This is a genomic window from Mesorhizobium sp. P2_D5 (assembly GCF_056404355.1).
On sequence record NZ_JBFUEE010000012.1, the window covers coordinates 58,403 to 81,367 of the forward strand.

Here is a 22,965-nt window from a genome sequence, read left to right on the forward strand (position 1 = left end):
GGTGCTGTGCGCTTGGTATCTGGATGGCAGAAGGGGACTTTGACAATATCAATTGGCGGGTTTGGGCGGCTCTCTGTCGTCGTGGTTCAAAATCGAGGCGATCCGCCTAAGGTTGGACATCGCCTCATCGATCAGTCGCCAGGATGGCTGTCCTCGTGCCGCGTCTCTAGCGCTCAGCCCATCTCGATAGTCAGTTCAGCGGGAGATCGGGAGATCTGGCGGTATTTCTAATCCGAGACATGCTCAAAATGTTTCAAGAGGATGCCACCCTACAGATCCATCTTGAGGCGGCCATCCACGATCCCGAAACCTTTAAGAACATCTCAGATTTTTTGGCCGCGCAGAAATGAGGGGCCGGTAAAGATTGGCGGGCTAGTTTCCTATGGGGCTGCCCCCTGCAGGATGCCGCGCAGCCTCATTGCCGTCTCGGCGCGAGCGACATCGATGCGACGCCGCGCATTTGCGAGCGCCGCGGCCGCGTTGTGTGGTGGTCATGTTGTTTCCTGAGACGGCGCGCATTCAGCCAGTGGCCGATTTAGGCGGCCGGCGCTCCTACCTAGAAAACTCCGTTCCCGGATTGTCATTATCCGCCCGCAGCGACACTGCCGCGAGGAAGGAGGGCACAGACCGTTTTGATTTTGCGCGCGCCCTCTTCAAGCGTGTTTCCGTGTACTCTACGAATAAGACGCTCTTGCTAAACATCAAGTTGAAATCCTCGCCCTTAAAACCGCGACTTAGGGTGGCGTAGACTCCGGATAAAGCGAACGGTGGCACGTTCACCTTTTCCATGGGGATCTTTGATTTCCAACTCATCGAGCAGCCCAGCGAGATGGCCTTGTAAATACTTGTTTTCCCCTTTTTCCAAGTTACAAGTTGGCAATCCTATTTCAGAGATCGTCTTCATCCGTAGGCGTCGACCATAAACCGCGGCCACATCGACCGCGGTAGATGCAGATGATTCTGCGCGACGCCTATTCCCTCCAGCGCGTCCCAGCGTGCCGCTTCTTCCTATCGGGTGGGCCGAACTCACGCTCTGCCCAGATGGGCCGCTCCGGGGGCACGAAGCCGCGGTGGAATTCCACCATGTAATCGAGAACATCATGGCCAATGCGACGCCAAGTTTCCTCTGCCAAATCGCGCGGCACCTCGCGGCGGTCCTCAACAATTCCAGCCTCTACGAGATCCTCAAAGAAGTCGTAGCCGCTCAGGCGTCCATGCGACGTTGCTCGTCCTGCTTGTTCATGGCCAGCCTGGCGCGGAGGGCATCACGCTCTTCTTTCGTATTGCAGTGAAACGGCTCCCCGCTGCTTTCGCGGCACAGCAAGCGTGGTCTGCTGATGAATGATGAGTTGGTCATGGGTGGTCATCCCATCTGGAGAAACCGGCAGGCCGGTAGTGCCGACCGCGATGGGCGGCCGGTAGAAAATCATGGTGCAACGCAACAAAGATATTGCGTTGCACGCAAACTTCCGTAAGCTGGCTCTAATATGCAGCAGCATAGGCCGGGGGGCGGTAGCCACGGCTCTTCAGTTACTTGGGAGAGCCGTGGTGGCTACCTGGGCCGCTTTGTCCTGTATCTGCTTGTTGTCATTCGTCGGTTTTGTTACCCAGACGGATTTTTCAGCTATTTTTGGAAGGTAGGACTTTGGGGGTAAGTCCTTGTTTTTTAAATGGTCGGAGTGGCCGGATTCGAACCGACGACCCCTTGACCCCCAGTCAAGTGCGCTACCGGGCTGCGCTACACTCCGGACCGGTCGCGATGTATCGTGATAACCCCGCCCGGGTCAACCGAAATTCGGCGACTTTCGCGCCGATGCGATCGCGGGTGCCGGCGAGCCCCCTACTTAGCCCTGGCAGACATCGACCCATTCGGCGCTGGTGAGATCGACCATGCGCTGCGGGCTGAGCCGCACGGCGGCGTTGGTGGCGCCGGCGGCGGGCACGACCTCGTCGAATTCGCGCAGCGATACATCGCAGTAGACCGGCAGCGGCGCCGGCAGGCCGAACGGGCAGACACCGCCGACCGGGTGGCTGGTTGCTTCGACAACCTCGGCGGCGTCGAGCATGCGCGGCTTGCCGCCGAACTGGTCCTTGCACTTGCGGTTGTCCAGCCTGGCGATGCCGCTGGTCACCACCAGCATGGTGCGATCGCCGACGCGCAGGCAGATCGTCTTGGCGATCTGCGCCGGCAGCACGCCATGCGCCTCCGCCGCCAGCGCCACCGTAGCCGAGCTCGCTTCGGTCACGATGACATCGATGTCGGGCGCGTGAGCGGCGAAGAAGGCACGAACGGATTCCAGGCTCATATCGAAAACCCATAGTTCAGGACTGATGGACAGCGGACTGAGCTGCCGCGCGTATAAACACGTGCCACATACAATTCGACAAGCCCCGGCTCCGGCAGGGCGGCCGCCGCACCACAAAAACAAACCCGCCAAGGCTATTCCTTGGCGGGTTGTCGGGCATGCCTGTCGTTGAACTATGCCAGGGATCGACCTTGCGCGGCCGGCGTGTGCACAGCCGAAGCGATCAAAGCGTCCTGGGGAAGTCGAAGCGCGGACACAATACGACGCAGCTTCGACGGATCGGTCACCTTACCGCTCTCGATATCCTCAATCTCGTCGGCAGCCAGACCGCATGTCAGGGAAAGCTTTTCCACACTGTAGCCGCGGGTCTCCCGCATCGCTCTGAGGGTGCTGTAATCCGGCCCGATCTCATTGGCTAACGATTCGGAGAGGGCTTCGCTTTTTGCAGTGTTGGGCATTGGCAACTCCGTAAGCTGAAAGAGTTTGATCAAATGACGAAGTTGCCTGAGACGATCGGGAACATGCCCGCTCGCCAGCGATTTGCCAAGTGCCAATCTGACCGTCACGCTATCGTGAAGCATGCGCCTTGCGCGGCCGGATCGCGCACACGTCGCGATCAAGTTGTTTTGACCGTGCAATCGCGCTTTGTCCGGCAGTTTCGCCGCGCCCGTTCGTTATTCCCTGAGTCGCTGGCCTGAAAACCATCCGGTTCCAGCCAGCCGTTCCCGGAAGGATTTCTATAATGAACTTGAAGACACTCATGCTCGTGCTCGGCACGATTTCCAGCCTTTCCGCTGCCGGTGTCGGCGGTGCTCAAGCGGCGGACATGCTGCGCGTGCGCGGCACTGTGGCCAGTTTCGAGCCATCGCTGCTCACCGTGAAAACCCGCCAGGGCGATACCTCCGCCATCAAGCTCAATGCCGGCTGGAAGATATCAGGCATCGCCAGCGCATCCGTGAAGGACATCAAGCAAGGCGATTTCCTCGGCATCGCCTCCGTATCGAAAGCCGATGGCGGCAGCGGCGCGCTGGAAGTGGTGGTCTTTCCGGCAGCCTTGAAAGGCACTGGCGAGGGCGACCGCCCCTGGGACCTGCAGCCCAACAGCCGCATGACCAACGGCACCGTGGCCGACGTCACCGACATAAACGGCCGAGCCGTCACGCTGACCTATGACAATGGGCAGACGAAGAAGATTTCGATACCCGACACCACACCTGTCGTGACCTTCGCGCCGGCCACGCCGACCGACCTCAAGCCAGGTGCGACGGTCGTCGTCACGGCTGAGCGAGCGGCTGACGGCACGCTGAGTTCCGGCCGCGTGGTGGTTGGAAACAATGGCGTGGCCCCGCCAATGTAGGCAAAACAGGCGGGAAAGCATGGCCTTTCGGCCTTGGGGATGATGATGGTGGAAGCCCGATTTGCTTAGAAACAGTCGAGAAACAAAATTCTACAGCCGGGAAATAACGAGGAAAAAATTCAGGAGCGTAATCCCATTCGCGGCGATCGGGTCATCGATTCGATCGACTTGCTAAAAAAGGAAAACGACCCATGAAGACGTCCCTCCTCTCGGCCCTCGGGCTTGCGGTTGCACTTGCTTTCACGGTGCCGGTGATCGGCGCGACGAGTGCGGATGCCGCTCCGGCCACGATGGCACAGCATCATCACCACCATCATCATCCCTACCATCCTGTCCATCACCGCCATCACTACCATCACCACTACCATCATCATCACCACGACATGAAGAAGGCCTAGGCATACCAGACTGCCAACGAGAAGACCGGCCTTGGCTTCTTGTTCAAGGCTGGTCTTCTCGTGGCAATGCGATACGATTCAGCGCCGGCTGAACAGCAGACTGGCAACGAGACCGACCATGACAAGGCCGACCGCGACCGCCGCGGCCGGATGGTCGCGGGCCGATTTCTCGACGACCCTGCCCTGCTTGCGGATGGCCGGCATCGCATCGCGCAGACGCCCTGCAAGATCGGAATAGGTGTCGAACGCGGCATCGCGACCGTCTTCGTAATAGGCGCCGCCCCGCTTAGACACCGCCTTCTTCAGGCTGGCCAATTCCCTGGTGAGAGCCGCGACCTGCTTGTCGAGGTCGATGTCCGAGAGGGTCGAATATGATGCCATGACGTTTTTCCTTCAATTGCAGAAGGAAACGTAACGCCTCACGCCAAGGCGGGTTCCGGTTTTCGATCGGCCGACATTGCTCAGTTGGCGGTCAGCGCACCTGATCGAGCAGTCGCTTGCATTCCAGGAGGTCGAACAGCGCTTCCTGCAGCAGGGCGCGATTGTCGCGCGAGAGTTTCGACGCGTCCGGCTGAACCGGACCGTCCTCGTCGCTCTTGCCCAGGCCGAAAAAGCGGCGGCTGGGTTTGACGCGCGGCTGGCCAACCAGTTCGTCATCCATGCCGCGCGGCTGGGCCGCGGGCGTCAACGGCACTTGATCGGCCTGCCGGCGCTGCGAGATCGCCTCGACGGCGGCCATGTCGCCATTGCCGATGGCGACCAGGAAATGATTGCCGTTCTCGCGCAGCAGCTTCTGCACGCCCTTGATGGTGTAGCCCTGGTCGTAGAGCATATGGCGGATGCCCTTGATCAGTTCGACATCCTGCGGCCGGTAGTAACGGCGGCCGCCACCGCGCTTCATCGGCTTGATCTGGTTGAAACGCGTTTCCCAGAAGCGCAGCACATGCTGCGGCAGGTCGAGATCTTCGGCGACCTCGCTGATGGTACGAAAGGCGTCGGGGCTCTTGTCCATGGGCGAATCCTCACGCTGGACGATGATCCGGCTTACCTGCCGAATCGGGCCTCATTTCAGCGGTTTGTGAAACAATATTCAAGCCCGGCGTCATGGCGCGGCGCCGTTTTCAACCGCTGAGCCGAGCGAGGCTACTTACTGCCCTTGGCCTTGCCGCTTTGATGGGACCGCAAGATGCGGCTCTTCAGTACGTTCGACGACTTGAAGGTCATCACCCGGCGCGGCAGGATCGGCACCTCTTCGCCAGTCTTGGGATTGCGGCCGATGCGCTCGTTCTTGGACCGGACGTGGAATGTCGCGAAGGACGACAGCTTCACCGTCTCGCCACGGACGATCGCTTCGCAGATCTCGTCCAGCACCGCTTCGACAAGTTCGGCCGATTCAGTGCGCGATAAGCCGACCTTCCGGTAAACAGCCTCGGCAAGGTCGGCGCGCGTAAGTGTCTTTCCCCCCATGCGACCGTCCCATCAGCTCAAAACATTAAATTCGGCACAACAACGGCAGAGCCTAAGTAATTGATCCGGCAAGGTCAAGGACCGAAACCGGACCGTTCGGCACTTACCAGCGAACCAGAACAGCACCCCAGGTGAAGCCGCCCCCCATGGCCTCCAGAAGCACGAGATCGCCCTTCTTGATGCGGCCGTCGGCGACGGCCACCGACAGCGCCAGCGGCACGGAAGCAGCCGAGGTGTTACCGTGCAAATCGACCGTCACCACCACCTTTTGCTCGGCTATCCCGAGCTTCTTGGCGGAAGCGTCAATAATTCGTTTATTGGCCTGATGCGGCACGAACCAGTCGAGATCATCGGCCGATATGCCGGCCTGCGAGAACGTCGCCTCGATGACGTCGGTGATCATCCCGACCGCATGCTTGAAGACTTCGCGGCCCTCCATCCTGAGATGGCCGACCGTGCCCGTGGTCGATGGCCCGCCATCGACAAAGAGCTTCTCCTTGTGGGTACCGTCGGAGCGCAGGCTGGCCGCCAGAACGCCACGATCGGCGATCCCGCCAGTCCCCTCGCCGGCCTCCAGGATCACGGCACCGGCGCCGTCACCGAACAGCACGCAGGTCGAGCGGTCGCTCCAGTCGAGGATGCGCGAGAACGTTTCCGAGCCGATCACCAGCACGCGCCTGGCCAGGCCACCACGGATGTAGAGATCAGCGGTGGTCACCGCATAGACGAAGCCGGAGCAGACCGCCTGCATGTCGAAAGCAAAACCGTGATGCATGCCGAGCCGGTTCTGGATCTCGACGGCGGTGGCCGGAAAAGTGTTGTTGGGCGTCGAGGTCGCCAGCACGATCACGTCGATGTCGGCTGGCGTCAGCCCGGCATCGGCAAGTGCGGCACGCGCCGCCGCTTCACCCAGCGAAGCCGTTGTCTCGTCATCACCGGCGATATGGCGCTGGCGGATGCCGGTGCGCTGGGCGATCCATTCGTCGGAGGTTTCCACCATGCCTTCGAAATCGGCATTCTTCATAATTCGGCGGGGCAGCGCGGCGCCCGTGCCGCGCACGACTGATCTGATCAAAGTTCTTTCCTATTCCTTTGCGTCGATAACGACGTCGGATTTCCTAGATGTCTGAGTATGCGGATTGCGCGCATGAAACAGGTCCAGATCCGCCTCGATGCGGTCGAGCAGATTGTTGCGAACCATATCGTAGGCCAATTCGATCGCCGCGGCGAAACCATCCGAATCTGCTCCGCCGTGGCTCTTCACGACGATCCCGTTCAGCCCCAGGAAAACGCCACCATTCGAGCGCCCGACATCCATCTTTTCACGCAAGCGGTTGAAAGCGCCCTTGGCGAAAACGTAGCCGATCCTGGCCATCAGGGTGCGGCTCATCGCGGCGCGCAGATAGCCCGCTATCTGCCGCGCCGTTCCTTCGGCCGTCTTCAGGGCGATATTGCCGGCGAAGCCCTCCGTCACCACAACGTCGACCGTACCCTTGCCGATATCGTCGCCTTCGACAAAGCCATGATAATTCATCGAGGCCATGTTGGCCTCGCGCAGCATGCGCCCCGCTTCCTTGACTTCTTCCTGGCCCTTGATCTCCTCGACACCGACATTGAGCAGGCCAACCGTCGGTCGCGTGATGCCGAAGACAGAGCGCGCCATACCGGTGCCGAGAATGGCGAAATCAATAAGCTGATGGGCGTCGGCACCGATGGTGGCGCCGACGTCGAGCACCACGCTTTCGCCACGCGTCGTCGGCCAAAGCGCTGCAATCGCCGGCCGTTCGATGGTGGCCATGGTGCGCAGGCAGAATTTCGACATCGCCATCAGCGCACCGGTATTGCCGGCGGAGACACAGGCGTCCGCCGACGCTGCCTTGACCGCTTCGACAGCCTTCCACATCGACGACTTCCAGCGGCCGTGGCGCAGCGCCTGGCTAGGCTTGTCGTCCATCCTGACCGCGATCTCGCAGTGGAAGAATTCACTGATTTCGGCCAGCTTCGGGAATTTGGCCAGTTCAGGGCGCACCACCTCTTCACGTCCGAAGATGACGAAGCGGATGTCGGGACGGCGGGTCGCGACCGTCATGAGCGCCGGAATGACCACGGCTGGTCCGTGATCGCCGCCCATGGCATCGATGGAAATCCTGATCACGCGGTATTCATCTCACGGTTAGGCGGCAGGTCGCTTTAGTGGTCGCGAAGGTTCGGCGAAAATAGCGGTTTTGGGCTGCCGCACAACCGACTTTTCCGTCGCGGACGTGGTTTTCAGGATTTTCCCAGCAAGGATCGCAGTTTTTGCTGAAATTCATTCTCCGCCGGTTCGCTCTCGCCGCCGGCATCCAGAGACGCGCCCTGCTTGCGCGGATATGGGTCGATCGCCAGTCCGAAGAACTGCTCGGCGAGCGCCCCGACATCGATCGTGTCGCCGGAAAATGTTTCGGGAGCGTCCGGTCCGTCCGCGTCGAGCAGGATCTCGCCGCCGTCATCGAAACCCTGCCGTCCGAGCTTGGAGTCCTCGGGCAGCAACAGCGCTTCGACCGGCTCGTCGATATGCGCTTCGACAGGATCGAGCGTGACGATGCAGGCCTGGGTGATGTCGGCTTCGACGCGACCGCTGACCTTCACGCCATTGCGCTTCCATGACGTCACCAGAAGCTCGGCGCGATAGGCTTCGACCGAAAGCAGCCCGTGCTCCTCGGCCAGTGCCGCGCGCTGCGCGGCGTCAGCCTCGATCACCACTGGCAACCCCTTCTGCGGCAGACGAGCGATGTTTGCGCGGAACGATACTGGGCTTTGCGGGTCAATGTGTTTCATCGATCAACCTCCGTTGGCGACGGGAAACGCCACCGTGCCGGAGACTATCGATTCGGATGGCTGGGTGGCCAGTTGATCGCGGGCGTCGGTGACATAATTGGCCAGCAGCGACGCTTCCGGCCAGGCGCCGGTGTCGGGCCGGACATTGCGGGCAAGGGCCGCGGTGAGCCCGTCATGGTCGTTTCTTTCCAGAGCATCGTCATAAGCGGCGGTTCGGCCATAGAACATTTTTGCCAGCTTTTTCATGCGTTTGGGCACGCCGACATCGCCAATACCCAATTCCCGCAGCGAATGATCGACATCGAGGAAGAACTCGTCGATCAGCACCTGCGCAACCTCTTGCGCAACGCCGTCCTCGCCGCGCAACCGGTGCTGGAACAGGAACATGTGCAGCGACACCATCTCGAAGCGGCCAAGCGGCGTATCGGGCACATTCCAATGGGAATAAAACACAGTCTGCCGCGCCGCCGCCACGATTTGTGCGTAAAGCGCCTCGGTGATAGCGCGGTTGGCATGGCGTTCGCGGCCAAAAAAGCGCTGGAACATTGGGGATGGTCTCCCGGGGACCGTTTGTTGAAGTGGCCTTGTTGCATCGGCCTGCAAGCTGGTTTACCGGTTTTGCGGCCCAGCGCAAGTTGCGGCCAGCTAATGGAGTTGTTGTTGCGCGCGCTGAATTTCAAGTCGACCTTCTCGTCCCGGCCCGCCGGTGCGATCTCGCTACTGGTGATTGTTTCGGCGCTGTCCGCCTGCCACACCTCCAAGATGATCGGTGACCTCAGCCCGAGCGAAACCCTCACCCAGGGTTATGTGATCGATCAGCAGGCGATCGACCTGGTTCCGGTCGGATCGAGCCGCGAGCAGGTGCTTCTGGCGCTCGGCACGCCGTCGACGACGGCGACCTTCGACAACGAGGCCTTCTATTACATTTCGCAGACGCGCAAGCGCTACGTCGCCTTCGACAAGCCGCACCTCATTGACCAGCATGTGCTGGCGGTCTATTTCGGCCCCGACAGTCGCGTCACCCAGATCGCCAATTACGGCTTGAAGGACGGCAAGGTGTTCGACTTCATCTCGCGCACCACGCCGACCGGCGGCAAGGACCAGAACTTCCTCAGCCAGATCATCAACGGCGCCAGCAAGCTGGCCCCCGGCATCCCGGGCGGCGGCACTCCCTGATCTCAGACCTGCCTTCCCTCGAGGAGAGCAGCACCATCTCAGGCGACCAAAAACCCGCGGGAGCGATCCTGCGGGTTTTTGTTATGGAGAAACAATGAGGCAAGGCTCGCAGCGAGGGCCTCGCCAAAGGGACGAACTGAAGGGCGGCCGGTCATCGACGCAACAAAAAACCCGCGGGGATCGCTCCCCGCGGGTTTTGTCTTGGGGCCAATGGCTCAGCCGTGCGCGAGCACGGCCAGCAGCAGCAACGCGACGATGTTGGTGATCTTGATTGCCGGGTTGACGGCCGGACCGGCGGTGTCCTTGTAGGGATCGCCGACCGTGTCGCCGGTCACCGAAGCCTTGTGCGCTTCGGAACCCTTGAGGTGCTTGACGCCGTCCTTGTCGACAAAGCCGTCTTCGAACGACTTCTTGGCGTTGTCCCAGGCGCCACCGCCGGAGGTCATCGAGATGGCGACGAAGAGGCCGTTGACGATGACGCCGAGCAGCGAGGCGCCGAGGGCGGCAAAGGCGGACGCCTTCGAGCCCGAGATCAGCAGCACGCCGAAATAGACGACGAGCGGCGCCAGCACCGGCAGCAGCGACGGGATGATCATCTCGCGGATCGCCGCCTTGGTCAGCAGATCGACAGCGCGAGCGTAGTTCGGCTTCGACGTACCGGCCATGATGCCCGGATCCTCGCGGAACTGCTTGCGCACCTCCTCGACAATGGCGCCGGCCGCACGGCCGACGGCCGTCATGGCGATGCCGCCGAACAGATACGGGATCAGGCCGCCGAAGATCAGGCCGGCAACGACGTAGGGGTTGGAGAGATCGAAGGAGATCTCGCCCATGCCCTGGAAGTACGGATACTTGTCGCCATTGGCGGCAAAGAACTTCAGGTCGTTCGAGTAGGCGGCAAACAGCACCAGCGCGCCGAGACCCGCCGAACCGATGGCGTAGCCCTTGGTCACCGCCTTGGTGGTGTTGCCGACCGCGTCGAGAGCGTCGGTGGAGTGGCGCACTTCCTTGGGCAGACCGGCCATTTCAGCAATGCCGCCGGCATTGTCAGTGACCGGGCCGAAGGCGTCGAGCGCAACGATCATGCCGGCGAGGCCGAGCATCGTCGTGACCGCGATTGCCGTGCCGTAGAGGCCGGCGAGCTGATAGGTCGAGATGATGCCGGCGACGATGACGATCGCCGGCAGCGCCGTCGATTCCAGCGAGACTGCAAGGCCCTGGATGACGTTGGTGCCGTGACCGGTCACCGACGCCTGGGCGATGGAGTTGACCGGGCGCTTGTTGGTGCCGGTGTAGTATTCGGTGATCACCACGATCAGACCGGTCACCACGAGGCCGACCAGGCCGCAGATGAACAGGTTCTTGCCGGTGATGGCCATACCGGCAACCACGCCGATCTCGCCCCAGCCCAGGGTAACCGAGGTGGCGACGCCGAGGCCGACGATGGACAACAGGCCGGTGACGATCAGGCCCTTGTAGAGCGCGCCCATGATCGAGCCGTTGGAACCGAGCTTGACGAAGAAGGTGCCGACGATCGAGGTCAGGATGCAGGCGCCGCAGATGGCGAGCGGATAGAGCATCGCTGCCCCCAGGATGGCGGTGCCGCCGAAGAAGATCGCGCCGAGGACCATGGTGGCGACGACGGTCACCGCGTAGGTCTCGAACAGGTCGGCGGCCATACCGGCGCAGTCGCCGACATTGTCGCCGACATTGTCGGCGATGGTGGCCGGGTTGCGCGGATCGTCTTCGGGAATACCGGCTTCGACCTTGCCGACCAGATCGCCGCCGACATCGGCGCCCTTGGTGAAGATGCCGCCGCCGAGACGGGCAAAGATCGAGATCAGCGAAGCGCCGAAGCCCAGCGAAACCAGCGAGTCGATGACGATACGGTCATTGGGCTCAAGGCCCATGAAATGGGTGAGGATGAGGTAGTAGATCGACACGCCGAGCAGGGCCAGGCCAGCGACCAGCATGCCGGTGATGGCGCCCGACTTGAAAGCGATGTCGAGACCGGCGGCGAGGCTGTTGGAGGCCGCCTGCGCGGTACGCACATTGGCTCGCACCGAAACGTGCATGCCGATGAAGCCGGCGGCGCCCGACAGGACGGCGCCGATCAGGAAGCCAACCGCGGCGGTGATGGAAAGCAGCCACCAGGCGAGTATGAGCACGACGACGCCGACGAGGGCGATCGTGGTGTACTGGCGCGCCAGATAGGCCTGCGCGCCCTCGCGGATGGCCGCGGAGATTTCCTGCATGCGTGCATTGCCCTGATCGGCCGCGAGGACCGAACGTGTCGCCCAGATGGCGTAGAGGACAGAAAGCAGACCGCAGGCGATGACGGCGGAAATAATTGTCATTGCCGGATTTTCCTCGATTGATGGCCCAAAAGAACCCCTCCCTGGGCCGTTGAGACAAAGACCGGACCCGTGCACGGAATCCGCCTCTTCGCAGCGGTGTATGCGAAACAGGGCTGCGAACGTCAAGATATTGTTCGGTTTTTGCCCGGCTTTCGCCCAAAAGGCATAGGGCCACGAGACCGCAGCCATCGGCATTGTCCTATTAGATCGATTGAAATCGATCTCGACGCGGCACTTGGCTACTCGACTTCGCGGCCCATGCGGCGCGCCGTGTAGCGTTCGACCGCCGAAAGACCGTCATAGATCAGCACGGCAAGGGCTGCCACGATCAGGCCGCCCTGCAGGATGAAGGCGAGGTTGTTGGACAACAGCCCGGCGATGATCACCTCCCCAAGCGTCTTGGCGGCAACGGTTGAGCCGATGGTTGCGGTGGCAAGCCCGATCACCACTGACAGCCTGATGCCGCCAAGGATGATCGGGGCGCTGAGCGGCAGTTCGACCTTGGTGAGCCTTTGCCAACCGGTCATGCCGGCGCCGCGTGCCGCCTCCATGACATTGGCCGGCAATGTCGTCAGGCCGGTCAGCGCATTCTCGAAGATCGGCAGCAGGCCGTAGAGAAACAGCGCGATCAGCGTCGGTTTTTCGCCGAAGCCGACCGCCGGCACGGCAAGCGCCAGCACCGCCACCGGCGGAAAGGTCTGGCCGATGTTGACCAGGCTGCGCGACAGCGGCAGGAACTCGACGCCGGCGGGCCTCGTGACCAGGATGGCCAGTGCGACCGCGACCACGGTCGCAGCCACCGTGGCGATCAGAACGATGCGTAGATGCAGCAAGGTCAGCGTCAGCAGGCTGCCCTGATTGTAGATCACCGGCGCATTGTTCTCAGTCAGCGGCTTCAGCAGCGGCTCGAACCAGCCGGGATTGGTGACGAAGGCAACCAGCAGCACCACCAAAGCCAGCCTGAGCAGCGCGGGAAGCCAGGCCTTCATGCCGGCCTCGCGGCGCGCTTGACCAGCCCGTCGACGGTGACGCGGCCAAGCGGTTTGCCGTCGGCGCCTTTGACCGGCAGCGCCGGCCGGCCCGACCACAACAGTTCGGCCAGCGCATCGCGCTGGCTTGCATCGCCTGAGATCGCCTCGCCTTCGGCGGAGCCGTCCTCCACGGCGTCGCGTACGCGGCCGAGCGACAAGAGCCGGAACGGCCTTTCGCTTGCGCCGACTAGGGTCCCGACGAACGCACTGGCCGGATTTGCCAGGATCTCCGCGGGTTTAGCGTATTGCACAAGCTTGCCGGCATCCATAACGGCGATCTTGTCGCCCATGTGCACGGCCTCTTCCATGTCGTGGGTAACGAGGATGATTGTGGTGCCGAAGCGCTTCTGGATCGCCAGCAGATCTTCCTGCGCCTTGTTGCGGATGATCGGATCGAGCGCGCCGAACGGTTCGTCCATCAACAGCACGTTGGGCTCGGCGGCGAGCGCGCGGGCAACTCCGACGCGCTGCTGCTGGCCGCCGGACAGTTCGTGCGGGTAGCGCGGCCCGAACGCGTCGGGGTCGAGCTGGTAGAGCGTCATCAACTCGTCGACGCGGGCCTTGATGCGGGCCTTGTCCCAGCCGAGCAGCACCGGCACTGTGGCGATATTCTGCGCCACCGTGCGATGCGGAAACAGGCCGTGGCCCTGAATGGCGTAGCCGATGCTGCGGCGCAGTTCGTAACCGGGCAGCGAGCGATTGTCCGCGCCATCGAGCTTGATGACGCCAGCCGTCGGCTCGACCAGCCGGTTGATCATGCGCAGCAGCGTCGTCTTGCCGGAACCCGACGTGCCGACAATGACGCAAACCGTGCGCGGCTCGATGACCATCGAGACGTCATCGACGACCGTTGTCGAATCGTAGCGCTTGGTAATGCCTTCGATCTCGATCATGCCGTTTCAACCCTGCGCTTGGTGGCGGTCATTTCGATCACTGCGTCGAGGATGATGGCGGCGGCGAAGGCGAGTGCGACCGTCGGCACGGCGCCGAGCAGCACCAGATCCATCGCCGTCTGGCCAACCCCCTGGAAAACGAACACGCCGAACCCACCACCACCGATGAGCGCGGCAATGGTGGCGAGGCCGATGTTCTGCACCAGAACGATGCGGATGCCGGTGAGGATCACCGGAAATGCCAGCGGAAACTCGACGCCGAACAGGCGCTGCCTGTCGGTCATGCCCATGCCGCGCGCCGCGTCGTTGGCGGCGCGCGGCACGCCGGCAAGACCGACCACGGTGTTGGCCACCACCGGCAGCAACGAATAGAGGAACAGGGCGACGAAAGCCGGTGCGGTGCCGATGCCGCGAATGCCGAGCGCGGCGGCCCCCGGCACGTGCGTGGCGACCCAGCCGAGCGGCGCGATCAGAAGGCCGAACAGCGCGATCGAGGGAATGGTCTGGATGATGTTGAGCACGTTGAGGACGCCGGCGCGCAGTCTTTCGACGCGATGGCAAAGGATACCCAGCGGCAGGCCGATGATCACAGCCGCGGCCAGCGAGCCGAGAGCCAGCGTCACATGCTTGGAGCCTTCGGCCCAAAAACTGTCGGCGCGGTTGGCGTATTCCTTGAGGATCGACAGATTATCCCAGCTTCCCGAAATCAACAGCAGGCCGATCGCCAAAGCCGCCACAACAAGCACGCCGACCCGTGCCAATGGCGACAGGTTCAGCCGTGTCAGCACATCGGCCAGCAGAAGCGTGAAGGCGAACATCATTATCCAGAAACCGGAAGCAGGCGACACTCTCGCAAGGGTGTTGCCGGCCGGCGTCAGAAATGTTCCGGCGACGCCAATCAGCAGCGCCAGCGCTGCAAGCACCACCACGCTGGCGACGAGGCGCAGGACAAGCGGTGTCCTGAACAGCGCGACAAGTGCGGCGGCAACAATGATGGCGAGCAGCAGCGTCCCGGTCGCCGTCGGCAGCGCCTCGAGAATCGAGCGCGCCTGGCCGGGAACGATGCGGTTGCCGCGGAACGTGGCAAAGGGCGCAGCGAAAGCCGCGTAAGCTACTATCGCGGCGATGACCACGCCGAGCTTGTCGAACCGGATCTGCACGCCCTCCCCCGTCAGTCGATCCGGCGCGCCACGGATGCGGCGCGCCGGAATCGTCCTACTTCAGGAAGCCGTTCTTCTTCAAAAAGTCCTCGGCCACGCCCTTGACCGGCTCACCGCCGACCTGCACACGACCGTTCAACTCTTGCAGCGTGACGAGGTCGAGTTTAGCGAAGACCGGCGTCAGCAGCGTTTCGATCTCGGGATGTTCCTTCAGCACCTTTTCGCGAATGATCGGCGCCGGCTGGTAGACCGGCTGCACGCCCTTGTCGTCCTCGAGCACGACCAGGCCGGACGGTGCGATGCCGCCATCGGTGCCGTAGACCATGGCGGCATTCGCCCCGCTGGTCTGATTGGCGGCGGCTGCGATGGTTGCCGCCGTGTCGCCACCGGAGAGTGTGATCAGCTGGTCCGGCTTCAGCGTGAAACCATACGTGGTCTGGAAGGCCGGCAGTGCGGCCGCCGAATTGACGAACTCGGCGGATGCCGCCAGCACCACCTGGCCGCCGCCCGTGACATACTTGCCGAAGTCGGTGAGCGTGGCGAGCTTGTTGGTCTCGGCGACCTCCTTGCGCAGCGCGATCGCCCAGGTGTTGTTGGCAGGCGACGGCGACAGCCAGACGATCTTGTTGGCGTCGTAGTCGAGCTTCTTGGCCGTCTCGTAGGCCTTGGCGGCATCCTTCCAGACCGGGTCGTCGGCCTTCTCGAAGAAGAAGGCGGCGTTGCCGGTGTATTCGGGATAGATGTCGATCTCGCCGGCGGTGATCGCCTTGCGGAGCACCGGCGTGCCGCCGAGCTGGATACGGTCAGTGGTCTTGATGTTGTTGGCGTTGAGAACGAGCTGGATGATGTTGCCGAGCACACCGCCCTCGGTGTCGATCTTCGAGGAGACAACGACCTGGGCACTGGCGGAAACCGCCGTGATGCCGAGCGCCAATGCCGCGCTGGCCAGAACCTTGACTGAAAACATCGTGAAATCCCTTGCTGTGAACCGGAATGCGGCGGCCGCATATGAGCATGGCTTCAACGGCCAGTCGGGGCACACGGTTTCATAACATCTGGCACAGACGCAATATTTTTGTTCGGGCGCTGCGTATTCGACCGACACCATGCTGACAGGGCGTGTCAGGCATGCGGCGACCGGGTCAGGCGTCGGCTTTGCGCTGTCCCGTCAGCTTGAGCGCGCCGAGGGCGACGAAGCACAGAACGGTGACAGGGAAGACCATCCAGTTAAGCATGGTCCAGCCCCAGGCGTTGTAAACCATGCCCGACATCAGCGACGCGCAAGCGACAGAGCCGAACAGCACAAAGTCGTGGAAGCCCTGGACCTTGCCCTTTTCCGACGGCCGGTAGCTGGCCGCCACCATCGCGGTGGCGCCGATGAAGCTGAAATTCCAGCCAAGGCCGAGCAGGATCAGCGACGTCCAGAATTGCCAAAGCGCCAGGCCCGACAGAGCGACAGTGGCGCAGCCGATGAGCAGGACCAGCCCGGTGGCGACGATCCGTTCGGCGCCGAAGCGATGGATCAGCGAGCCGGTGAAGAAGCTCGGCGCAAACATCGCCATGACGTGCCATGAAATGCCGAGCGTCGCATCGTCCTCCGACAGGCCGCAACCAACCATCGCCAGCGGCGCGCCAGTCATCACGAAGCTCATCAGCGCGTAGCTGCCGACGGCGCAGAACAGCGCCGCGACGAAGCGCGGGTGGGTGACGATTTCGACCAATGGTCTGGCGTCGCTGTCGGCGATCTCCACCTTGCCCGATACCTTCTCCGGCAAGCGCAGGAACGACAGGATGATGGCGCCAACGGCCGCCAGCGGCAGGATGGCTGCGAACGAACCGGCAAACATCACCGGCGCGAACGATTCACGGGTGAAGATGACGATCTGCGGCCCGAGGACGGCGGTGACGATGCCACCGGCCAGCACGAAGGAGATGGCGCGTGCCTTGAACTGCGGCGGCGCATTGTCGGCGGCGGCAAATCGAAACTGCTGGACGAAGGCGCCGCCGATGCCGATCACCAGCAGGCCGAAGGCGAATAGCCAGAAACTGCCGTGGAAAAGCGCTGCTGTGGCAACCAGCCCGCCAAGCGCAGTGACGATCGTGCCGGTCATGAAGCCGCCGCGCTGGCCCATCGCGCGGATGATGGCCGCTGCCGGCAGCGCGCCGAGCGCCACGCCGATGTTGAAGCCGGTGATCGGCGCTGTTGCCAGCGACTTGTCGGGACCAAGCAGATATTGCCCGGCCAGCCCCCCCATGGAGATGGCGATGGGGGCAGCAGAACCGATGATCGCCTGCGATGCGGCAAGGATCAAAGCGGTGCGCCGCGCATCCTTGCCTGCCTCGACGGCGATTGCCGTCATGATGCGTCCTTGCCGCGCCCCTCGCCACGCACCCGGCGAGACACACGGTCAAGCACAGCATTGACCAGCTTCGGCTCGTCTTCCTCGTAGAAAGCCTTGGCGATATCGACATATTCGGAGACGATGACGGCGACGGGAACATCCTCGCGCTTCATCAACTCGTAGACGCCGGCGCGCAGAATGGCGCGTAGCGTCGAATCGAGCCTCGACAGCGGCCAGTCCTCGGTCAGTGCCTGTCGGATGATCGGATCGACCGTCTTCTGGTTCTCGACGACACCGGCGAGGATAGCGCGAAACCATTGTGCATCGGCTTCACGATAGAGCGCGCCGTCGACTTCCTTGCCGAGGCGAAAGGCCTCGTATTCGGCGGTGATCTCGAAGACGCCGCTGCCGGCGACATCCATCTGATAGAGCGCCTGCACGGCGGCCAGCCGGGCAGCGCCGCGCTTGTTGGCCTGGCGCACCGGTGGTCGGTCGTTGTCTCCGGATTGCGTCACGCCGGTCAGGCTCCGAGCCGTTTCTTGACGGCGATCATGGTCAGAGCGGCGCGGGCGGCAAAGCCACCCTTGTCGCCTTCCGTGCGCCGGGCGCGCGTCCAGGCCTGTTCGTCGTTTTCGGTGGTCAGGATGCCGTTGCCGATGCAGATCGATTCCTGCACCGACATATCCATCAGGGCGCGCGCGGATTCATTGGCAACGATATCGAAATGATGCGTCTCGCCGCGGATGACGGTGCCAAGCGCGACAAAGCCGTCATAGTCGGTGCCCTCACCCTCGGCGGCATCGAGCGCGAAGGAGATCACGGCCGGAATTTCCAGCGCGCCCGGCACGGTGACGACATCGTACTTGGCGCCGGCTTCGTCGAGCGCAGCCTTGGCGCCTTCGAGCAGCGCGTCCGCCAGATCATCATAGAAGCGGGCTTCGATGATCAGCAGCTTGAGTTTCTTGTTCCTGGGCATTTTGCGTCACGTCTCCGGCGGAGCCGGTGACTTAGGCCGAAGCCCGTTTGATCGCAAGCAGAAGATGTTGCACGTGCCCAGTTTGCCGCTGAAGTCCGTCCGACTGTGACCGTCAAAGCCCCTCTTTTGCGGCCTCCACCAGCCGCGCCGCGTAGCGGGCCATGGTGTCGATCTCGAGATTGACGCGGTCGCCAACCCTGCGCTCGCCCCAGGTGGTCACGGTCAGCGAGTGGTGGATCAAAAGCACGTCGAAGCGCGTGCCTTCCACCTTGTTGACGGTGAGCGAGGTGCCGTCGAGCGCGACCGAGCCTTTCGGTGCAATGAACTTCGCCAGATCGCGCGGTGCTTCGAGGGTAAAACGCACCGCGTCCCCTTCATCCCTGCGCTCAATGATCTCGGCCATGCCGTCGACATGGCCCGAAACGATGTGACCACCAAGCTCGTCGCCGATCTTCAGCGCTCGCTCCAGATTGATCCGCGTGCCCGATTTCCAATTCGTCGCCGTCGTCAGCCTGAGCGCCTCTTCCCAGGCCTCGACCTCAAACCAGCGCGCGTTCGTGCCGCTGTCGGGCAAGGCGGTAACCGTCAGGCAGACACCACCGCAGGAGATCGAGGCGCCGATGGCGATGGTTTCCGGATCATACGCGGTGTCGATGCGTAGCCCCACCCCTTCCCTCAGCGGCTTGACGGTCGCGACGGTGCCGACATCGGTGACAATTCCAGTAAACATCGGTGATCCTTCCGTTTGACCATGATCCTGTCCGAAAACCGGTCCCACTGTTCGGGATCGTGGTCTATCCTTCCCTTTGACCATGATCTTGTCCGAAAACCGGGTCCCACTTTTCGGGATCATGGTCTAAATATCTCTGATCCACTCGGCGTAGCTGTCTTCGCCGAAACGCATGTCGCGGAGCTTTCGAAATCCTGCCGGGATATGGTCGGCATCGATGGGCGATGCAATGCCGTCGGCGCCGATCGCTTCCGATCCCTGGAACAGCACGATGCGGTCGACCAGTTCCTCGGCCAGGAAGGCGCTCGCAACCTTGGCGCCGCCCTCGACCAGAACACTGGCCATGCCGAGCGCGGCCAGATCCTCGAGCAGTTCCGGCAGTGCGACGCCGCCCTCATGCGTTTCGGTGCCGATGAAGCGCACCCCGGCGCGCTCCAGCATGGTCCGCCGCAGCGGATCGGCCTCCAGGCAGGCGGCGACGTAAAGCGGCACCCGGTCCACGCCCGAAACCAGCTTTGAGGTCTCCGGCAACCTGATCTGCCGGTCGAGTACAATGCGCGCCGGCGAACGGTTCTCCAGTCCCGGCAAGCGCACGGTGAGAGCCGGGTCATCCTCAAGCGCCGTGCCGATGCCGACCAATATGCCATCGGCCTCGGCCCGCATCAGATACACTTCGCGACGGGCGACATCGCCGGTGATCGACACTTGCCCTTGGCCTTCCCTACCGATCTTGCCATCGCTGGAAAGCGCAAGCTTGAGAATCACTTCGGGGCGTTTTTTCAACGACCTGATCAAATAGCCGGCCATCTGTTCGGCTGCTTCCGCCGCCAACACCTTCTCGACCACTTCGATCCCGGCGGCGCGCAGGATCGCGTAGCCCTGGCCGGACACGCGCGGATCGGGATCGCTGGCCGCGCCGACGACGCGCGCGACACCCGCGTTGACCAGCGCGTTGGCACAGGGCGGCGTGCGGCCATGATGGGCGCAAGGTTCCAGCGTGACATAGGCGGTGGCGCCGCGCGCCAGCGCGCCGGCCTCGGCCAGCGCCTCGGTCTCGGCATGAGGGCGGCCGCCGACAGCGGTGACGCCGGTGCCGACGATCATCGGGCCGTCGCCGTCGTCGCGCACGATCAGCGTGCCCACGGATGGGTTGGTCGCGGTGCGCCCGGCATGCTTCCGCGAAAGGCGGAGCGCCGCTGCCATGAAACGGCGATCAAGGCCGGCCTGTCTGTCGCTTGCAGTCATGCTCAGCTGGCGTCCTCTTCGCCCTTGATTTCGTCCCCCTTGAGCTCGCCGAGCAATTCGTGGAAATCCTTGGCCTCGCGAAAATTGCGGTAGACCGAGGCGAAGCGGACATAGGCGACATCGTCGAGCGACTTCAGCGCGTCCATGACCAGCCGACCGACCTCGCCGGAGGCCACTTCGGTCTCGCCGGAGCTTTCGAGCTGGCGCACGATGCCGGTCACCGCGCGGTCGATCCGCTCGGGATCGACATTGCGCTTGCGAACGGCGATCTCCACCGAGCGCAGCAGCTTGTCGCGGTCGAACGGCACTTTGCGACCGGATTTCTTGACCACGACGAGGTCGCGCAGCTGCACGCGCTCGAAAGTCGTGAAGCGGCCGCCGCAATCGGGGCAAACGCGCCGCCTGCGGATCGCGGCGCCATCCTCGGCGGGGCGCGAATCCTTCACCTGCGTATCTTCTGACTGGCAATAGGGACAGCGCATGGAGAAGCCTTTGGTTGGCGAATCTGGTGAAGCGAAAGGCTTAGAGGTTTTTGCAACGATGGCAAAGCAGCCCCTCGCCCCTCAGAGCCGCTCGCCCTGAGAGATAGCGAGCTGCAAGCAAGATTGCCAGCGCCGCCAGGCAGCCGGACAGCGATACCGTCAGGGGGCGACGTCGGTGGTCGCAAACCCGCATGATGCGCCGAGGTTGCGATAGGCCTTGGTGAAGCCGTCCATGGCTATGCTTCCAACCGGCGCGTCGCCAAAGGACACATCGAGCACCGATGCGCGGCGCATGACGCGCAAGAGCGCCAGGCTGGTCTTGGCCTGATTGTCCACGGTCCAGCTGAGCCGGCCGCCCACGGTGGCGTCGGAATGGAGCTTGGTGGCGACGTGGCCCTTGTCATCGCCAAAGGTTACCGCGACCGACTTGCCCGTTGGCAGCGCCGTGTTGTCGACCGCAATGGTCACGGACGGGTAGGCAGCCGGCGGCAGCGCGTCGCCGTTCGTGATGATAAGCGTCAGAGTGCCGCTTTCGCCGCGGGCGCCGATAAAAGCGGTCGACGCTGCACAGGTCTTGCGGATGTCCTCGCCGGTATCGACCTCGTCGACCAGGGTCGACCATCTGCCGAAGGTTTCAAGCTTGGGCGCCGCCGGGGCGGGTGCCGCGGGTGCGGCCTGGGCGGGTGCCGGTTGCGCAGGCGCGGTTTGCGCCGAGGCGATGCCGGAGAGCGGCAAGACAATCGAAGCAGCCAGGACGCCGGCGATGGCAAGGTCGGCGAGACGGACAATTCGCATCATCAAGGCTCCTGTCGCAGCCTTGCCGCGACGACGCTTGTCCGTCGCGGCAAGGTGGTGAGACGTCCTATCTCGTCAGCCGAGATAGGGATAGAGCGGAAAGCGGTCGGTCAGCGCCACAACCTTGGCCTTGACCGCCGCTTCGACAGCGGCATTGCCCTCGTCGGAATTGGCGACCTTGAGACCATCCAGCACTTCGGCGATCAGCTTGCCGATTTCGCGGAACTCGGCCTGGCCGAAGCCGCGCGTTGTGCCCGCCGGGGTGCCGAGGCGCACGCCCGAGGTGACGAAAGGCTTTTCCGGGTCGAACGGAATGCCGTTCTTGTTGCAGGTGATGTTGGCGCGGCCTAGCGCTGCCTCGGCGCGCTTGCCGGTGGCGTTCTTGGGACGCAGGTCGACCAGCATCAGATGGTTGTCGGTGCCGCCGGAGACGATATCGAGGCCGGTTTCCTTGAGGCTGGAGGCGAGCGCCTTGGCGTTGGCGGCGACGCTCTCGGCATAGACCTTGAAGCTCGGCTTCAGGGCTTCGCCGAAGGCCACCGCCTTGGCGGCGATGACATGCATCAGCGGGCCACCTTGCAGGCCGGGGAACACCGCAGAATTCATCTTCTTGGCGATGTCCTCGTCGTTGCACAGGATCATGCCGCCGCGCGGGCCGCGCAGCGACTTGTGCGTGGTGGTGGTCACCACATGGGCATGCGGCAGCGGCGACGGATGCACGCCTCCGGCGACGAGACCGGCGATGTGCGCCATGTCGACCATCAGATAGGCGCCAACCGCGTCGGCGATCTCGCGAAAACGCTTCCAGTCCCAGACACGCGAATAGGCGGTGCCACCGGCCAGGATCAGCTTCGGCTTGGTCTCATGGGCGGTCTTCTCGATGGCGTCCATGTCGAGCAAATGGTCGTCCTGGCGCACGCCATAGGACACGACCTTGAACCATTTGCCGCTCATGTTGACCGGCGAACCGTGGGTCAGGTGGCCACCCGAATTGAGGTCGAGCCCCATGAAGGTGTCGCCGGGTTGCAAGAGCGCCAGGAACACCGCCTGGTTCATCTGGCTGCCGGAATTCGGCTGGACGTTGGCGAAGTTGCAGCCGAACAGCTTTTTGGCCCGCTCGATGGCAAGTTCCTCGGCGACGTCGACGAACTGGCAGCCGCCATAGTAGCGCTTGCCCGGATAACCTTCGGCGTACTTGTTGGTCATGATCGAGCCCTGCGCCTCGAGCACGGCGCGCGAGACGATGTTTTCAGAGGCGATCAGTTCGATCTCGTGGCGCTGGCGACCGAGTTCGTTGCGGATGGCGCCGAAAATCTCCGGGTCGGCATCTTCCAGCGTGGTTTCGAAGAAGGATTCAAATTTGTTCGACACTGCCGCTGCTGATGCCATGGCCTGAAATCCTTGGGTTCGGGGGCAATTTTGATTTATGCATG

26 protein-coding genes and 1 tRNA gene are annotated in these 22,965 nt (G+C 62.9%); 3 read left to right on the forward strand and 24 right to left on the reverse strand.

The window, feature by feature from the left end:
• Positions 1–1,204: 1,204 nt before the first annotated feature.
• The 4 genes from AC1DYW_RS31920 to AC1DYW_RS31935 all read right to left on the reverse strand — a co-directional run bounded on the left by AC1DYW_RS31920 (position 1,205) and on the right by AC1DYW_RS31935 (position 2,887).
• Positions 1,205–1,357 (reverse strand): hypothetical protein, encoded by a 153-nt coding sequence (locus AC1DYW_RS31920; RefSeq protein WP_477228831.1) that lies wholly within the window; start codon positions 1,355–1,357, stop codon positions 1,205–1,207.
• Between the two features lie 314 nt (positions 1,358–1,671).
• Positions 1,672–1,748: transfer RNA gene (locus AC1DYW_RS31925), tRNA-Pro, on the reverse strand.
• 96 nt (positions 1,749–1,844) lie between these two features.
• The gene (locus AC1DYW_RS31930; RefSeq protein ID WP_477228832.1) at positions 1,845–2,306 is read right to left on the reverse strand and encodes a YbaK/EbsC family protein; all 462 of its coding nucleotides are present in this window, start codon (positions 2,304–2,306) and stop codon (positions 1,845–1,847) included.
• A 173-nt stretch (positions 2,307–2,479) separates the two neighbouring features.
• Positions 2,480–2,887, reverse strand: coding sequence for a helix-turn-helix domain-containing protein (locus AC1DYW_RS31935; protein ID WP_477228833.1), 408 nt, complete (start codon positions 2,885–2,887; stop codon positions 2,480–2,482).
• 161 nt (positions 2,888–3,048) lie between these two features.
• On the opposite strand from AC1DYW_RS31935, the gene AC1DYW_RS31940 reads away from it, so the two are divergent.
• On the forward strand, positions 3,049–3,663 hold the full coding sequence (locus tag AC1DYW_RS31940) for a hypothetical protein (protein ID WP_477228834.1): 615 nt from the start codon (positions 3,049–3,051) through the stop codon (positions 3,661–3,663).
• A gap of 191 nt (positions 3,664–3,854) precedes the next feature.
• Complete coding sequence (locus AC1DYW_RS31945) at positions 3,855–4,061, forward strand: hypothetical protein (protein WP_457153466.1); 207 nt, start codon at positions 3,855–3,857, stop codon at positions 4,059–4,061.
• A gap of 78 nt (positions 4,062–4,139) precedes the next feature.
• On the opposite strand, the gene AC1DYW_RS31950 is transcribed toward AC1DYW_RS31945, so the two are convergent.
• The 7 genes from AC1DYW_RS31950 to AC1DYW_RS31980 form a co-directional block, all read right to left on the reverse strand.
• On the reverse strand, positions 4,140–4,442 hold the full coding sequence (locus AC1DYW_RS31950; RefSeq protein ID WP_477228835.1) for a hypothetical protein: 303 nt from the start codon (positions 4,440–4,442) through the stop codon (positions 4,140–4,142).
• 91 nt (positions 4,443–4,533) lie between these two features.
• Positions 4,534–5,073 (reverse strand): MerR family transcriptional regulator, encoded by a 540-nt coding sequence (locus tag AC1DYW_RS31955; RefSeq protein WP_023810244.1) that lies wholly within the window; start codon positions 5,071–5,073, stop codon positions 4,534–4,536.
• A gap of 131 nt (positions 5,074–5,204) precedes the next feature.
• Positions 5,205–5,528 (reverse strand): integration host factor subunit alpha, encoded by a 324-nt coding sequence (locus AC1DYW_RS31960; RefSeq protein ID WP_095081181.1) that lies wholly within the window; start codon positions 5,526–5,528, stop codon positions 5,205–5,207.
• 103 nt (positions 5,529–5,631) lie between these two features.
• Positions 5,632–6,603, reverse strand: coding sequence for a beta-ketoacyl-ACP synthase III (locus AC1DYW_RS31965; protein ID WP_477228836.1), 972 nt, complete (start codon positions 6,601–6,603; stop codon positions 5,632–5,634).
• Positions 6,604–6,612: 9 nt separating this feature from the next.
• The gene (gene plsX / locus AC1DYW_RS31970; RefSeq protein ID WP_095081177.1) at positions 6,613–7,683 is read right to left on the reverse strand and encodes a phosphate acyltransferase PlsX; all 1,071 of its coding nucleotides are present in this window, start codon (positions 7,681–7,683) and stop codon (positions 6,613–6,615) included.
• Positions 7,684–7,796: 113 nt separating this feature from the next.
• Entirely contained in the window at positions 7,797–8,345 is a 549-nt protein-coding gene (locus tag AC1DYW_RS31975; protein ID WP_095081175.1) for a YceD family protein, read from the reverse strand.
• A gap of 3 nt (positions 8,346–8,348) precedes the next feature.
• On the reverse strand, positions 8,349–8,891 hold the full coding sequence (locus AC1DYW_RS31980; protein ID WP_477228837.1) for a ubiquinol-cytochrome C chaperone family protein: 543 nt from the start codon (positions 8,889–8,891) through the stop codon (positions 8,349–8,351).
• 114 nt (positions 8,892–9,005) lie between these two features.
• On the opposite strand from AC1DYW_RS31980, the gene AC1DYW_RS31985 reads away from it, so the two are divergent.
• A complete protein-coding gene (locus tag AC1DYW_RS31985) occupies positions 9,006–9,521 on the forward strand; it encodes an outer membrane protein assembly factor BamE (protein ID WP_457152675.1) in 516 nt (171 codons plus the stop codon).
• A gap of 215 nt (positions 9,522–9,736) precedes the next feature.
• Here the strand turns inward: AC1DYW_RS31985 and AC1DYW_RS31990 are convergent, their stop codons facing one another.
• The 13 genes from AC1DYW_RS31990 to glyA all read right to left on the reverse strand — a co-directional run bounded on the left by AC1DYW_RS31990 (position 9,737) and on the right by glyA (position 22,921).
• On the reverse strand, positions 9,737–11,878 hold the full coding sequence (locus AC1DYW_RS31990) for a sodium-translocating pyrophosphatase (RefSeq protein WP_457152674.1): 2,142 nt from the start codon (positions 11,876–11,878) through the stop codon (positions 9,737–9,739).
• Between the two features lie 239 nt (positions 11,879–12,117).
• Positions 12,118–12,867 carry an ABC transporter permease gene (locus AC1DYW_RS31995; RefSeq protein WP_477228838.1) on the reverse strand — a complete coding sequence of 250 codons (750 nt, stop codon included), beginning with the start codon at positions 12,865–12,867 and terminating at the stop codon, positions 12,118–12,120.
• Complete coding sequence (locus tag AC1DYW_RS32000; protein ID WP_095081164.1) at positions 12,864–13,802, reverse strand: ABC transporter ATP-binding protein; 939 nt, start codon at positions 13,800–13,802, stop codon at positions 12,864–12,866. Before AC1DYW_RS32000 ends, AC1DYW_RS31995 begins: the two co-directional genes overlap by 4 nt.
• Positions 13,799–14,962, reverse strand: coding sequence for an ABC transporter permease (locus AC1DYW_RS32005; protein WP_477228839.1), 1,164 nt, complete (start codon positions 14,960–14,962; stop codon positions 13,799–13,801). The genes AC1DYW_RS32000 and AC1DYW_RS32005 overlap by 4 nt, the downstream gene beginning before the upstream one ends.
• 55 nt (positions 14,963–15,017) lie before the next feature.
• Complete coding sequence (gene osmF, locus AC1DYW_RS32010; RefSeq protein ID WP_477228840.1) at positions 15,018–15,929, reverse strand: glycine betaine ABC transporter substrate-binding protein OsmF; 912 nt, start codon at positions 15,927–15,929, stop codon at positions 15,018–15,020.
• 175 nt (positions 15,930–16,104) lie between these two features.
• Positions 16,105–17,322 (reverse strand): MFS transporter, encoded by a 1,218-nt coding sequence (locus AC1DYW_RS32015; protein WP_477228841.1) that lies wholly within the window; start codon positions 17,320–17,322, stop codon positions 16,105–16,107.
• Positions 17,319–17,819, reverse strand: coding sequence for a transcription antitermination factor NusB (gene nusB / locus AC1DYW_RS32020; RefSeq protein ID WP_095081158.1), 501 nt, complete (start codon positions 17,817–17,819; stop codon positions 17,319–17,321). Before nusB ends, AC1DYW_RS32015 begins: the two co-directional genes overlap by 4 nt.
• Before the next feature lie 5 nt (positions 17,820–17,824).
• Positions 17,825–18,280 carry a 6,7-dimethyl-8-ribityllumazine synthase gene (locus AC1DYW_RS32025; protein ID WP_095081157.1) on the reverse strand — a complete coding sequence of 152 codons (456 nt, stop codon included), beginning with the start codon at positions 18,278–18,280 and terminating at the stop codon, positions 17,825–17,827.
• Between the two features lie 112 nt (positions 18,281–18,392).
• Positions 18,393–19,010, reverse strand: coding sequence for a riboflavin synthase (locus AC1DYW_RS32030; RefSeq protein WP_095081155.1), 618 nt, complete (start codon positions 19,008–19,010; stop codon positions 18,393–18,395).
• A 126-nt stretch (positions 19,011–19,136) separates the two neighbouring features.
• On the reverse strand, positions 19,137–20,255 hold the full coding sequence (gene ribD, locus AC1DYW_RS32035) for a bifunctional diaminohydroxyphosphoribosylaminopyrimidine deaminase/5-amino-6-(5-phosphoribosylamino)uracil reductase RibD (RefSeq protein WP_477228842.1): 1,119 nt from the start codon (positions 20,253–20,255) through the stop codon (positions 19,137–19,139).
• Positions 20,256–20,257: 2 nt separating this feature from the next.
• Positions 20,258–20,737, reverse strand: coding sequence for a transcriptional regulator NrdR (nrdR, locus tag AC1DYW_RS32040; protein ID WP_111545742.1), 480 nt, complete (start codon positions 20,735–20,737; stop codon positions 20,258–20,260).
• A gap of 159 nt (positions 20,738–20,896) precedes the next feature.
• Positions 20,897–21,535 carry a hypothetical protein gene (locus AC1DYW_RS32045; RefSeq protein WP_477228843.1) on the reverse strand — a complete coding sequence of 213 codons (639 nt, stop codon included), beginning with the start codon at positions 21,533–21,535 and terminating at the stop codon, positions 20,897–20,899.
• A gap of 72 nt (positions 21,536–21,607) precedes the next feature.
• Positions 21,608–22,921 carry a serine hydroxymethyltransferase gene (gene glyA, locus AC1DYW_RS32050; protein WP_477228844.1) on the reverse strand — a complete coding sequence of 438 codons (1,314 nt, stop codon included), beginning with the start codon at positions 22,919–22,921 and terminating at the stop codon, positions 21,608–21,610.
• Positions 22,922–22,965: the final 44 nt, after the last annotated feature.